General features: G+C 66.4%; 13 protein-coding genes. 7 read left to right on the top strand and 6 right to left on the bottom strand.

Features of this window, described 5'->3' with window-relative positions:
* Window positions 1-35 precede the first annotated feature (35 nt).
* The 4 genes from infB to rimP are packed head-to-tail and all read right to left on the bottom strand — an operon-like array spanning window position 36 to window position 5350.
* Window positions 36-2525, bottom strand: coding sequence for a translation initiation factor IF-2 (infB, locus tag QQK83_RS00350; protein WP_284260527.1), 2490 nt, complete (start codon window positions 2523-2525; stop codon window positions 36-38).
* A complete protein-coding gene (locus QQK83_RS00345) occupies window positions 2522-3154 on the bottom strand; it encodes an RNA-binding protein (protein ID WP_284260525.1) in 633 nt (210 codons plus the stop codon). The genes infB and QQK83_RS00345 overlap by 4 nt, the downstream gene beginning before the upstream one ends.
* Before the next feature lie 24 nt (window positions 3155-3178).
* On the bottom strand, window positions 3179-4810 hold the full coding sequence (gene nusA, locus QQK83_RS00340) for a transcription termination factor NusA (protein ID WP_284260522.1): 1632 nt from the start codon (window positions 4808-4810) through the stop codon (window positions 3179-3181).
* A 6-nt stretch (window positions 4811-4816) separates the two neighbouring features.
* Window positions 4817-5350 carry a ribosome maturation factor RimP gene (gene rimP, locus QQK83_RS00335; protein ID WP_417750322.1) on the bottom strand — a complete coding sequence of 178 codons (534 nt, stop codon included), beginning with the start codon at window positions 5348-5350 and terminating at the stop codon, window positions 4817-4819.
* 203 nt (window positions 5351-5553) lie between these two features.
* Between rimP and QQK83_RS00330 the strand changes: the two genes are divergently transcribed.
* On the top strand, window positions 5554-6006 hold the full coding sequence (locus QQK83_RS00330) for a hypothetical protein (RefSeq protein WP_284260518.1): 453 nt from the start codon (window positions 5554-5556) through the stop codon (window positions 6004-6006).
* Between the two features lie 192 nt (window positions 6007-6198).
* On the opposite strand, the gene QQK83_RS00325 is transcribed toward QQK83_RS00330, so the two are convergent.
* Window positions 6199-6468 carry an I78 family peptidase inhibitor gene (locus QQK83_RS00325; RefSeq protein ID WP_284260516.1) on the bottom strand — a complete coding sequence of 90 codons (270 nt, stop codon included), beginning with the start codon at window positions 6466-6468 and terminating at the stop codon, window positions 6199-6201.
* Window positions 6469-6543: 75 nt separating this feature from the next.
* On the opposite strand from QQK83_RS00325, the gene QQK83_RS00320 reads away from it, so the two are divergent.
* From QQK83_RS00320 to QQK83_RS00305, 4 genes are read left to right on the top strand one after another with little or no spacing between them, the layout of a single operon-like run.
* Window positions 6544-7674 carry an S-(hydroxymethyl)glutathione dehydrogenase/class III alcohol dehydrogenase gene (locus tag QQK83_RS00320; protein WP_284260514.1) on the top strand — a complete coding sequence of 377 codons (1131 nt, stop codon included), beginning with the start codon at window positions 6544-6546 and terminating at the stop codon, window positions 7672-7674.
* Window positions 7675-7682: 8 nt separating this feature from the next.
* Window positions 7683-8180: a GNAT family N-acetyltransferase gene (locus QQK83_RS00315; RefSeq protein WP_284260513.1), complete on the top strand. Its 498-nt coding sequence runs from the start codon at window positions 7683-7685 to the stop codon at window positions 8178-8180.
* On the top strand, window positions 8143-8601 hold the full coding sequence (locus QQK83_RS00310; RefSeq protein ID WP_284260511.1) for a hypothetical protein: 459 nt from the start codon (window positions 8143-8145) through the stop codon (window positions 8599-8601). The genes QQK83_RS00315 and QQK83_RS00310 overlap by 38 nt, the downstream gene beginning before the upstream one ends.
* A complete protein-coding gene (locus tag QQK83_RS00305) occupies window positions 8588-9304 on the top strand; it encodes an NYN domain-containing protein (RefSeq protein WP_284260509.1) in 717 nt (238 codons plus the stop codon). Before QQK83_RS00310 ends, QQK83_RS00305 begins: the two co-directional genes overlap by 14 nt.
* Here QQK83_RS00305 and QQK83_RS00300 read toward each other — a convergent pair.
* A complete protein-coding gene (locus QQK83_RS00300) occupies window positions 9277-10185 on the bottom strand; it encodes a CPBP family intramembrane glutamic endopeptidase (RefSeq protein ID WP_284260507.1) in 909 nt (302 codons plus the stop codon). The two genes, QQK83_RS00305 and QQK83_RS00300, sit on opposite strands and share 28 nt — an antisense overlap.
* Before the next feature lie 146 nt (window positions 10186-10331).
* Here QQK83_RS00300 and ilvD point away from each other — a divergent pair, with 146 nt between their 5' ends.
* On the top strand, window positions 10332-12065 hold the full coding sequence (ilvD, locus tag QQK83_RS00295) for a dihydroxy-acid dehydratase (protein WP_284260505.1): 1734 nt from the start codon (window positions 10332-10334) through the stop codon (window positions 12063-12065).
* The gene (locus QQK83_RS00290; RefSeq protein WP_284260503.1) at window positions 12046-12852 is read left to right on the top strand and encodes a hypothetical protein; all 807 of its coding nucleotides are present in this window, start codon (window positions 12046-12048) and stop codon (window positions 12850-12852) included. The genes ilvD and QQK83_RS00290 overlap by 20 nt, the downstream gene beginning before the upstream one ends.
* Window positions 12853-12890 lie beyond the last annotated feature (38 nt).

Raw genomic sequence — 12890 nt, 5'->3', positions numbered from 1 at the left:
CCCGAAGGCGCCCCGTTCCGTAACCATGCAAAGGATCACGCCAGCGAGCGTTCGACCTCTTCGCGTTCGAAGATCTCGATGACATCGCCCTTGCGGATGTCCTCGTAATTCTCGAAGGCCATGCCGCATTCCTGGCCGGATTGCACTTCCTTGACCTCGTCCTTGAAGCGCTTGAGCGTCTTCAGCGTGCCTTCGTGGATCACCACGTCGTCGCGCAGCAGGCGCACACCAGCAGATCGGCGGGCAACGCCCTCGGTCACGAGACAGCCAGCGACATTGCCGACGCCGGAGACCTTGAAGACTTCCTTGATCTCGGCATAACCGATGAAGTTCTCGCGGATCTCGGCACCGAGCAGACCCGAGGCCGCGGCCTTCACGTCATCCACAAGGTCGTAGATCACGGAGTAATACCGGATCTCGACGCCCTTCTGGTTGGCCGAGTTGCGCGCAGGCGCATTGGCACGAACGTTGAAGCCGATGACCGGCGCGCCCGAAGCCTCGGCAAGGCCGATGTCCGATTCGGTGATCGCGCCGACACCGTAGTGCAGAACGCGCACACGAACCTCGTCGTTGCCGATCTTTTCCATCGCCTGCACGATGGCCTCGGCCGAACCCTGCACGTCCGCCTTCACCACGATGGGCAGTTCGGCGACGTTCTTGTCGGCCTTGGCCTTGGCGAGAAGCTGATCCAGCGTGGTTGCGGCACCGGCGGCGGCGCGCTTGTCCTTGGCGGCCTGCGCGCGATACTCGGCGATCTCGCGGGCCTGGGCCTCGGTCTCGACAACGTTCAGGACGTCGCCGGCCTCGGGCGTGCCGTTGAGGCCAAGCACCTCGACCGGAACCGACGGGCCCGCCTCTTTCACGCGCTCGCCCTTGTCGTTCTCCATCGCGCGGACCTTGCCCCACTGTTCGCCGACGACGAAGATGTCGCCCTGCTTCAGCGTGCCCTTCTGCACGAGGACGGTGGCGACCGGGCCGCGGCCCACGTCGAGCTGCGCCTCGATCACCGCACCCTCGGCGGGGCGGTCGGGGTTGGCCTTGAGCTCGAGGATCTCGGCCTGCAGCGCGATGGCTTCGAGCAGCTCGTCGAGACCCTGCCCGGTGTGGGCCGACACCTCGACATCCTGCACCTCGCCCGACATGGCCTCGACGACCACCTCGTGCTGCAACAGGTCCGTGCGCACCTTGGTCGGGTTCGCGGCGGGCTTGTCGATCTTGTTGATCGCCACGATCATCGGGACCTTGGCAGCCTTGGCGTGGTTGATGGCTTCGACCGTCTGCGGCATCACCGCGTCATCGGCGGCGACCACCAGAACGACGATATCCGTCACCTGCGCGCCACGGGCCCGCATCGAGGTAAAGGCCGCGTGGCCGGGCGTGTCGAGGAAGCTGAGGACAGCACCCGAGGCAGTCTTGACCTGGTAGGCGCCGATATGCTGCGTGATGCCCCCGGCCTCGCCCGAGACGACATTCGCCTGGCGGATCTTGTCGAGAAGCGAGGTCTTGCCGTGGTCGACGTGGCCCATGATCGTGATGACCGGCGGACGCGGCTGGAGGTCTTCCGGCTTGTCCTCGATCGCGTCGATCACATCCTCGACGTCCGAGTCGGACACGCGCTGCACGCGGTGGCCGAAGTCCTCGATGATCAGCTCGGCGGTGTCGGCGTCGATGGTCTGGTTTTGCGTGACCATCATGCCGTTCTGCATCAGCGCCTTGACCACGTCGGCCACGCGCTCGGCCATGCGGTTGGCCAGTTCGGAGACCACGATGGTTTCCGGCAGCTGCACATCGCGCACGACCTTTTCGCGGTCCTGGGCACCGCCCATAGCCTTCTGGCGCGCACGCTCCTGCTTGCGCTTCATCGCGGCGAGGCTGCGCTGACGGCCGCCTTCGCCACCGGTCAGCGCCTGGTTCACCGTCAGCTTGCCCGAGCGGCGTTCGCCGCCCCGCTCGCCGCCACGGCCACGGCCGCCGCGGTCGTCATCCTCGGCCTTGCGGCGCACGGGCGTTGCGGCGGGCTTTGCACCGCCACGCGCGGCAGCACCGGAGGCCGCGGCCGCCTCGACGGCGGCGGGATCGACCGGCGCTTCCTTGGGCGCGTTGCGGCGGGCTTCTTCCTCGGCCTTGCGGCGGGCGTCTTCCTCTTCCTTGGCCTTGAGCGCCTCTTCGCGCTCACGCTCTTCGCGCTCCTTGGCCTCGGCCTCGGCGCGGCGGCGGGCGCGTTCTTCCTCGCGGTCCTTTTCCTCCTGCTGGCGGCGCTTCTCGTCCTCGGCCTCGCGGGCCTTGGCGGCTTGCAGGGCTTTCAGACGGCGCTCGAGCTCGGCGTCGGGAACGGATTTGTCACGCTTGCCGCCCTCGGCATTCTGCGCCGCGGCGCTCTGCTGCCCCGGCTTGGGCACCATCACGCGCTTGCGCTTGGTCTCGACCACGACGCTTTTCGTGCGTCCGCGCGAAAAGCTCTGGTTCACGCGGCCAGACCGCGTGCCGGAGAGGCCAAGGGGTTTCTTTCCGTCCGTGTCGCTCATGCGTTCCGTTCGTCTTTCCCGGCGGTCGCTCCGCCGTCTGCCTTGCGCAGGCCCTGCAGTTTTGCGGCCCCCTCTACAACACGAGGGGCAAGACCGCCAGCCGCAAGCGCGCCATGTATCACACTTTGGCGTCCGAATGCCAAACCCAATTCCCGGGCGGTCAGGACGCTGAAGTACCGGGCGCCAGTGGGCGTCCAGAGTTTCGATTTACCGCGCTCCGAGCCGTCGCTGGCCTGGAGCAGAACCTTGACCTGCCGCGTGGCGAGCCAATCCTTGACCTTCTCGAAACCGGCGACCGCTTCGCCCGCCTTGCGGCTGAGGGCGATCAGGTCGGTCAGTTTCCGGGCCAACCCGGCCTCGACCAGCGCGACAAGGTCGGGCGGCACGGTAACCGGCTGTTTCGCTGCGCGCGCGAAGAGCTTTTTCTTCACGGCCAGCTCGAGCGCGGCACGATCCGCCGCGACCCAGATGCCGCGGCCCGGCAGTTTTTCCGACAGGTCGGGCACGACCTGCCCCTCGGGGCCGACCACGAAGCGGATCAGCCCATGCTTGGGCTGCACCTCGCCGGTGGCGATGCAGCGCCGCTCCGGGCCATCGGCCCTGTCCTTGTCGTGACCGCCCCTGCTCATCTGCGGGTCCCGGACCGGAGGGCCTTAGCCCTCCGCCCCCTCTGCTTCGGCTTCGGCCGCGGCGGCCTCGGCTTCGGCGGCGGCTTGTGCCTCGAGCTCTTCGATGGTGACCCAGCCCAGCTTGACGCGGGCGGTCATCACCATGTTCTGCGCTTCCTCGAGGCTGACATCGAAGGGCTCAAGCAGGCCCTCGTCCTTGATGCGCTCGCCGTTGACGGTGGTCCAGCCGCCGGCCAGTTCCCAGTCGGCGCAGGTGGCGAAGTCGTCCAGCGTCTTCACGCCATCCTCGCCCAATGCCACCAGCATCTGGGGGGTCAGGCCGTCGAAGTCAATGAGGCTGTCCTCGACACCCATCTCGCGGGCCTTTTCAAGCGCCAGCTTGTTCTGCTCTTCCAGGTAGTCGCGGGCGCGGGCCTGAAGCTCTTCGGCGGTGGATTCGTCCACGCCGTCGATCACGAGCAGTTCGTCCTGTTCGACATAGGCCACTTCCTCGAGCGAGGTGAAGCCCTCGGCCACCAGCAGCTGCGCGAAGAATTCGTCCAGGTCCAGCGTGTCCATGAACAGGCGCGTGCGCTCTTCGAACTCGGCCTGGCGGCGCTTGGATTCCTCTTCCTCGGTGAGGATGTCGATGTCGAGGCCGGTCAGCTGGCTGGCGAGACGCACGTTCTGACCGCGGCGGCCGATGGCCAGCGACAGCTGTTCGTCGGGCACGACAACCTCGATCCGCTCGGCATCCTCGTCGATGACGACCTTGGTCACCTCGGCGGGCTGCAGCGCGTTGACGAGGAAGGTCGCGGCATCGTCGTTCCACGGGATGATGTCGATCTTCTCGCCCTGCAGCTCGTTCACCACGGCCTGCACGCGGCTGCCGCGCATGCCGACGCAGGCGCCGACGGGGTCGATCGAGCTGTCGTAGGAGATGACGCCGATCTTGGCGCGGCTGCCCGGGTCACGGGCGACGGCCTTGATCTCGATGATGCCGTCGTAGATTTCCGGCACTTCCATCTTGAACAGCTCGGCCATGAACTCGGGCGCGGTGCGGCTGAGGAAGATCTGCGGGCCGCGCGTCTCGCGGCGCACGTCCTTGACGTAGCAGCGGATGCGGTCGCCGTTGCGATAGGCCTCGCGGCCGATCTTCTCGTTGCGGCGCAGCACGCCCTCGCCCGCGCCGACATCGACGATGACGTTGCCGTATTCCTCGCGCTTGACGACACCGTTGATGATGGTGCCCACGCGGTCCTTGAATTCTTCGTACTGGCGGTCGCGCTCGGCCTCGCGGACCTTCTGCAGGATCACCTGCTTGGCCGATTGTGCGGCGATCCGGCCCATCTCGACGGGCGGCACCTCGTCGACGATCACGTCGCCGACCTTGGGGTCGTCAAGCCAGGGCTTGGCCTGCGCGACGGTCAGTTCGGCCTTTTCGTTCTCCAGCTCTTCATCGGCGACGACGGTGCGCACGCGGGTAAAGGTGGCACGGCCGGTCTTACGGTCGATCTTGACCCGGATGTCGAGATCCGCGCCGTAGCGCGACTTGGCGGCGCGGGCGAGGGATTCTTCCATCGCCTCGATGACCAGCGAGGGGTCGATCATCTTCTCGCGGGCCACCGCCTCGGCGGTCTGCAACAGTTCCAGCTGGTTGGCTGACGTGATGGCCATTGTGCGTTACTCCTCCGCCTCCGAGGATGTTTCCTCGATCTCGTCAAACTTGGTTTCGTCGATGATGCCCGCGGCCTTTCTCTGGCGCAGCATTTCCTTGATCAGCTCATCGGTCAGCACGAGCTTGGCATCCGACAGCCAGTCGTAATGCAGACCCACGGTGCCCTCTTCGATGTTCAGCAGGATCTCGTCGCCCTCGACGCCCGCCAGAACGCCCTTGAAGCGGCGGCGGCCGTCGATCATGTCGGTCGTCTCGATCCGCGCCTCGTAGCCTTCGAAGGTCTCGAAATCCTTGAGCCGCGTCAGCGGGCGGTCGATGCCGGGGCTGGACACTTCCAGCGTGTAGGCGTCATCGAGCGGGTCCTCGACATCCAGCACGGCCGAGACGGCGGTCGAGATCTCGGCGCAATCGTCCACCTCGATGCCGCCCTCGGGGCGCTCGGCCATGATCTGCAGCGTCTTGGTCTGGCCACCCATCAGGCGGATGCGCACCAGCTCGAACCCCATGCCCTCGATCACGGGGGTCAGGATCTCGGCCATGCGCCGGTCGATGGCGGTCTTGGCGATCAGGTCGGACACGGGGGTCTCCAGAAACGAAAAAACGGGCCAAGCGGCCCGTCGAACTTGTCCGGTGGTGCCGTCCGGTGTGGACCCGGGGGCGCCGCTGTTGAGGGGCATATAGGGGGAATCGGGGGGCGGCGCAAGAGAGCGCAGGATTGACCCGAAACGTGACATGGGATTGCGTGACACCCACCGTGGTGTTGATGAGTGTTTCCGTGAAGCTGTCGCAACCCGAGATCTTGAGGCTCGTCACCGGAGAACGACATGAACCGGTTATCGTGGGACGGGTGCCCAAGGCCTACGCAGCGCAGGTTGGTGCCCTGCACACCCATGTCTGGTTGAGCCGTGAAACTCTTCTCAAACAGCTTGCGCGCCACCCCGACATCCCATTGGCCACTTATGAGAACCTCGATTGGGTTCTATCCAGTTCGATGATCTATGGCGACCGTCGGGCTGGTCGTTTTCACCTTGTGGCCCCGGTTGAGCGTCTCGGATCACAGCCTAAACACTTCAAGGTGACGATAAAGAACGTTCGAAACTCGGAGCGTCTATTTCTGTTGAGCGCTCACGATCTCCGTAGTTCTTCACTTCGGAAACTGATTGCGGCGTCAGAAAAAATAAGGCCCCCCAGATGATGGAGGGCCGCCCGAGGAGGGGCCTGCTAAGCACCCCCAATCAACGACTGGATCACTCCAGTGTCACGGTCAGCAGATTTTTCACCGCATCCCCCGGGTGCTAAACGATACCACAGGATCTTGAATCGGACAAGAATTCCAATGATTTGTGTAAGTCATTGATACAGATTCGAAAAACACCTGCGCCGTCCTTCACCCGCACCTGACCACTGCAATCAAACCTTCCTCATCCAGTTCGAAATTGATCCGGTCCGGGCGGTAATCCATCGTCACGGCCATGCCGGGCTCGATCACGCGCATCGGCTGGTCCAGCTCGAGCAACCGTGCAATCTCGCCCGTCTGGCCGACGAGGCCCCGGAAGCCGGACGCGCCGCAGGTATCCTCGCCATTCGCCCCTGCGGGCAGGCTCCACGGCAGCACAAGACAGGCGGCAGCGATGGTCGGGACGATCCGGGGCAGCATGGGCATCCTCCGTTGCGTTGCCCGAAAGATTGGAACAAGGTCGCGGCAAAACAACCCCAAGGGAAGGACCCGACCATGCGCACACGTGCCGCCGTCGCATTGGAAGCCGGAAAACCGCTGGAAATCATGGAAGTGAACCTCGAGGGCCCCAAGGCGGGCGAGGTTCTTGTCGAGATCAAGGCCACCGGCATCTGCCACACCGATGAATTCACCCGCTCGGGCGCCGATCCCGAGGGGCTGTTTCCCTCGATCCTCGGCCACGAGGGGGCGGGTGTCGTCCTCGAGGTGGGCGAAGGCGTCACCACGCTGAAGCCGGGCGACCATGTCATCCCGCTCTACACGCCCGAGTGCCGGCAGTGCCCCTCCTGCCTGTCGGGCAAGACGAACCTCTGCACCGCGATCCGCAACACGCAAGGTCAGGGCCTGATGCCTGACGGCACCACGCGCTTCTCCATGCTCGATGGCACGCCGATCTATCACTACATGGGCTGCTCGACCTTCGCCAATCACACGGTCATGCCCGAGATCGCGCTGGCCAAGGTCCGCGAGGACGCGCCCTTCGACAAGATCTGCTACATCGGTTGCGGCGTCACCACGGGCATCGGCGCGGTGATCAACACCGCCGGCGTCGAGATCGGATCGACCGCGGCCGTCTTCGGCCTTGGCGGGATCGGCCTGAACGTGATCCAGGGCCTGCGGATGGCGGGTGCGGACATGATCATCGGCGTCGACCTGAACGACGGCAAGGAAGAGATGGCGCGCAAGTTCGGGATGACGCATTTCGTCAACCCTTCGAAGATCGAAGGGTCCGTGGTGCAGGAGATCGTCAACCTCACCAAGCGCGGTGCGGACCAGATCGGCGGGGTGGACTATTCCTTCGACGCCACCGGCAACGTGAAGGTGATGCGCGACGCGCTGGAATGCTCGCACCGCGGCTGGGGCGTGTCGGTCATCATCGGCGTCGCGCCCGCGGGGGCCGAGATTTCCACCCGGCCCTTCCAGCTGGTCACCGGCCGCGTCTGGAAGGGAACCGCCTTTGGCGGCGCCAAGGGGCGGACGGATGTTCCGAAATTCGTCGATTGGTACATGGACGGCAAGATCGAGATCGACAGCATGATCACCCACACCATGCCGCTCGAGGAGATCAACAGCGCCTTCGACCTGATGCACGAGGGCACCTCGATCCGCTCGGTCGTGGTCTACTGACGCGCATCATGTCCGACCTGGCGATCAGGCCCGCCGCGCCGGGCGATGGCGCGGCGCTGGCGGGGCTGATCCTGCCCGTGTTCCGGGCGGGCGAGACCTATACCATCGACCGCGACATCCCCGAGGAGGCCGCGGTCGCCTACTGGACAGCGCCCGACAAGACCGTCTTTGTCGCCGAGGACGAGGCGGGCCGGGCGCTGGGCACCTACTATATCCGCCCCAACCAGCAGGGCGGCGGCGCGCATGTCTGCAACTGCGGCTTCGTCACCGCGGCCGAGGCGCAGGGCAAGGGCGTGGCACGCGCCATGCTCGCCCATTCCCTCGATCAGGCCCGCGCGCAGGGCTACCGGGCGATGCAGTTCAACTTCGTGGTCGAGACCAACACCCGCGCCATCGCGATCTGGCAGCAGGCGGGGTTCGAGGTGGTCGGCCGCCTGCCCGGTGCCTTCCATCACCCGGCCGAGGGATATGTCGATGCGCTGGTCATGTATCGCAGCTTTCTGTAGCGCGCTGCTGCTTGCGCCGCCCGTGCCGGCTGACAGCCTTGGCGCGCGCCTCGGCCTCGCGCCGCCCGATCCGGTGCTGGTCTACACCCTTGCGGGGCAAGAGGTGGCGCTGATGCCGCGCGATGTCGCCGCGATCGAGATATCGGAAAGCGGCGGGATCACCGATGTCTTCGTCCGCCTCGCGTTGCCCGCGACCGATGCGATGACAGGCTTGATGGACGCGTCCGCAGGTCAGCCGATGACCGTTCGCGTTTGCGATGTCCTCATGCTCGAGACCGTGGTAGCGGCCCCGACGAACAGCGGCACCCTCTACATCCCCGGAACCAACGCCCTTCGCGCCGAGGGGATGCGGGCGCTCTGGCATGGCAGGGCGCGCTGTGACACGTTGGGGCCGGAGGTATTCGAGCATGTCAAACAATGATACCCCGCTTCTTGCGGTTCTGATCGACGCGGACAACACGTCTCACAAGCACGCCAAGGCGATCTTCGACGAGATCGCGGGGTTCGGCGAGGCGAGCGTGCGCCGCATCTACGGCGATTTCAGCTCGACCCACATGAAGGGCTGGTCGGGCGTTCAGGCCGAGTTCGGCATCGTCCCCCATCACCAGCCCGCCAATACCGTGGGCAAGAACGCCAGCGACATCGCGCTGGTCATCGACGCGATGGACCTGATGCTCTCGGGCCGCTTCGACGGTTTCGTTCTGGTCAGCTCCGACAGCGATTTCACGCGCCTCGCGCAGCGCATCCGCGAGCAGGGGCTCGATGTCTACGGCATCGGCCAGAAGAAGACGCCCGACGCCTTTCGCAAGGCCTGCAAACGGTTCATCTTCGTCGAGAACATCCTGCCCGCCGATCCCAAGGCCCCGAAGGAGGACGGCAAGCCCGACGACACCCGCCCCCTGACCGAGGCGCGCGACCTGATCTTTCGCGCGATGGAGAGCATCGAGCAGGAAGACGACTGGTATTCGCTGGGCCAGATCGGCCAGTTCATCACCGCCGCGAACCCCGATTTCGACACGCGCACCTATGGCAAGCGCAAGCTGAGCGACCTTGTGCAAAGCCTGAAGATGCTCGAGGTCAAGCGCGGGGCGGGCAATCAGCTTCTGGTGCGGCGGCTTGACTGATCGCGGCTGACGGCCAGCCGGATCGCGCCCCAGGTCAGCAGCGTCACGGCCATGTCCACCACAAGCGCCGGGCGCAGCTCGGCCGCGGTCATCTCGGCCATGGGCACGGTGTAAAGCGCAAGCCCCGACAGCGGCCCGTCCATCGCCACGATCAGGATCGCCACGCAATTGTTGGCGAAGTGAAAGCCCCATGCCGCGCCGATGCTGCCGGTCCTTGCCGTAAGGTCGGCGGCCAGCACCGCGAACAGGAACACCGCGCCCACGACGAGCCACGCGTTGTCGCCCATCAGGTCGGGTTGGTAATGCAGCACCGCGAAAAGCGCCGAGGGCAGCAGCATCCACGCCACCGGCGAGGCAAGCCGCGCGGCCAGTTGTTGCTGGATGTAGCCGCGGAACAGGACCTCTTCCGCGCCGGTCTGCACCAGCACCCCCACCAGCGCCAGCGGCAGGAACCCCGCCCAGAGGGCCGGGGCAAGGTTCGGCTGCGGCGCGATGTTCGAGGGCACAAGCGCGCTTGCCGTGTAGATCGCCACGCAGATCGCCGCGGCGATGACGAAATGCCGCCAGAGCACCGCGCGCGGCCCGAACAGCGTGCCTATGCCGCGCCGGTGCAGCCAGCGCGCCGCCAGCATCGGGCCAAGCCCCATGCCGAGGAATGTGGCCAGAACCAGAAGCGTCGAAGTCGGCGTCCCTGCGCTCGCCATGCGGCTCATCCAGATCTCGGCGCCCTCGAAGCCGCTGACCGCGACCAGCACGAGGAAGATTGCGCCCATCCCCAGCACGTAGACCGTCACGACAAGCAGAAGACCGGCCAGAAGCCGCCACGCCGCCGCGTGCGGCACGGCGGGGGCCACGAAATCGGCATGAACTGGATACTGCATCGGACCTGCCTTTGGCGGCTTTTCGTTCCCCTCAGCCTAGACCGCGGCGGGGATCGCGGCAATCTCGCTTGTCTGGCCTGCGCCCCGCGTCTATTTCGAGGGCAACGCATCAATCCGACACGCAAGCGAGAGGGGAGGCCCGCACCATGGCAAAGGGCAATCTGGACAAGTCGAAACTACCCAGCCGCCACGTGACCGAGGGGCCCGCCCGCGCGCCGCACCGGTCGTATTTCTACGCCATGGGCCTGAACGACGAGGAAATTCACCAGCCTTTCGTCGGCGTCGCAACCTGCTGGAACGAGGCCGCGCCCTGCAACATCGCCCTCAGCCGTCAGGCGCAGTCGGTCAAGGTCGGCGTGAAGAACGCGGGCGGCACCCCGCGCGAGTTCACGACGATCACGGTCACCGATGGCATCGCCATGGGCCACGAGGGGATGCGCTCCTCGCTCGCCTCGCGCGATGCGATCACCGACACCGTCGAGCTGACGATGCGCGGCCATTGCTATGACGCGCTGGTCGGTCTTGCGGGCTGCGACAAGTCGCTGCCGGGGATGATGATGGCGATGGTCCGCCTCAACGTGCCGTCGGTCTTCATCTACGGCGGGTCCATTCTTCCGGGTCGTCTGGACGGTAAGGACATCACCGTTCAGGACGTGTTCGAGGCCGTGGGCCAGCATCAGGCCGGCAACCTCAGCGACGAGGCGCTGGCCGTGATCGAGCGCGTCGCCTGCCCCAGCGCGGGTGCGTGCGGAGGCCAGTTCACCGCCAACACCATGGCCTGCGTCTCGGAGGCGATCGGCCTTGCGCTGCCCAACTCCTCGGGCGCGCCCGCGCCCTACGAGAGCCGCGACCAGTATGGTGTCGCCTCGGGCGAGGCGGTGATGAAGCTGCTCGAAACCGGGCTGCGCCCGCGCGACATCGTCACCCGCAAGTCGCTGGAAAACGCCGCCCGCGTCGTGGCCTGCACCGGCGGGTCGACCAATGCCGGCCTGCACCTGCCCGCCATCGCGCATGAGGCGGGGATCGCCTTCGACCTCTTCGATGTCTGCGAGATCTTCAAGGACACGCCCTATTTCGTCGACATGAAGCCGGGCGGCCAATACGTCGCCAAGGATCTCTACGAGGTCGGCGGCGTTCCCGTCGTCATGAAGGAACTGCGCAAGATCGGCCTGATCCATGAGGAGTGCATGACCGTCACCGGCCGCACCATGGGCGAGGAACTGGACCTGATCGAGCGCGAGGCCGACGGCAAGGTCATCCATCCCGCCGCCACCCCGATCACCAAGACCGGCGGTGTCGTGGGCCTGAAAGGCAACCTCGCCCCCGAGGGCGCGATCGTGAAGGTCGCGGGCATGGCCGCCGAGCAGCAGGTCTTCACCGGCCCCGCGCGTGTCTTCGAATCCGAAGAAGACGCCTTCGAAGCGGTCAAGACCCGCGCCTACAAGGAAGGCGAGGTCATCGTGATCCGCAACGAAGGGCCCAAGGGCGGCCCCGGCATGCGCGAGATGCTGGCCACCACCTCGGCGCTCTCGGGTCAGGGCATGGGCAAGAAGGTGGCGCTGATCACCGACGGCCGTTTCTCGGGCGCGACGCGCGGCTTCTGCGTCGGCCATGTCGGCCCCGAGGCGGCGGTGGGCGGGCCCATCGGCCTGCTGCAGGACGGCGACATGATCACCATCGACGCGATCACCGGCGAGCTGTCGGTCGCCCTGAGCGATGACGAGCTCGAGGCCCGCCGCAAGGCATGGGCCGGCCCGCGCGAGACGATCTACGCCACCGGCGCGCTGTGGAAATATGCGCAGCTGGTCGGCCCGGCGGTGAAGGGCGCCACGACCCATCCCGGCGGTGCCGAAGAGAAGCATGTCTACGCGGATCTCTGATCATACGAAGCGGGCCGCCCTTGTGGCGGCCTGTTTGCTGCTGGCGTCCTGTGGCGGTGGGGGTCTGGACTTCGGTCTGGGGCGCGCGGCCGACGCGCCTGCCGAGGTCGCCGTGACGGCCGACCGGATCGTCGTGACCGGGCCCGAGGGCTTTTGCGTCGATCCGACCGCCACGCGCGACACCGGCGACACGGGTTTCGTCCTTCTGGGCAATTGCGCGGCCATCGCCAATTCGCGCCGCGCGGCCCAGCCGCAAAGCCCCGCGCTTCTGACCGCGGCGATCTCGGCCCCGTCGGGCGACGGGCGGCTGGCCGACAGCATCCCCGAGCTCGACGGGTTCTTCCGCTCGCCCGAGGGGCTGTCGCTTCTGAGCCGCGCCGGAGAGCCGGACAGCGTGCAGGTGCTTGAAACCGCCACTGTCGGCGATGCCTTTCTGCTCCATGCCAGCGACACGAGCGCCGGCGCGATCGACGGGGTGCAGCCCGATTACTGGCGCGCCTATCTCGACGTCGGCCCGCGCATTGCGACCCTGTCGGTCCTGGCGCTCGAGGACCGGGCGCTGGACCGTGAAGAAAGCCTTGCGGTCCTGACCTCCTTCGTGAACGCCGTGCAGGCGGCGAATTCCGCGCCGGTCACGAACGCGGCCCCGGTCCCGGCACAGGCCCTGCCGGTGCAGGCCGCCCCCCCGCCGCCGCCCGTTGCCCCCGCGCAAGGCACGCCGCGCAATATGCCGCGCGCCCTCGAGCCATTGTGGAATGTCGGCCTGTTTCGGAGGATATTCGGCTAGGTCGCCGCGGCGCGCACCCCCCTGTGTCGGACGCGCGG

It is taken from the genome of Roseicyclus amphidinii, from assembly GCF_030163755.1.
In the GTDB taxonomy this organism is placed as follows: Bacteria; Pseudomonadota; Alphaproteobacteria; order Rhodobacterales; family Rhodobacteraceae; genus Roseicyclus; species Roseicyclus amphidinii.
Note: the sequence above shows the minus strand (reverse complement) of the source record. Positions and strands in the feature narration are given on the sequence as shown.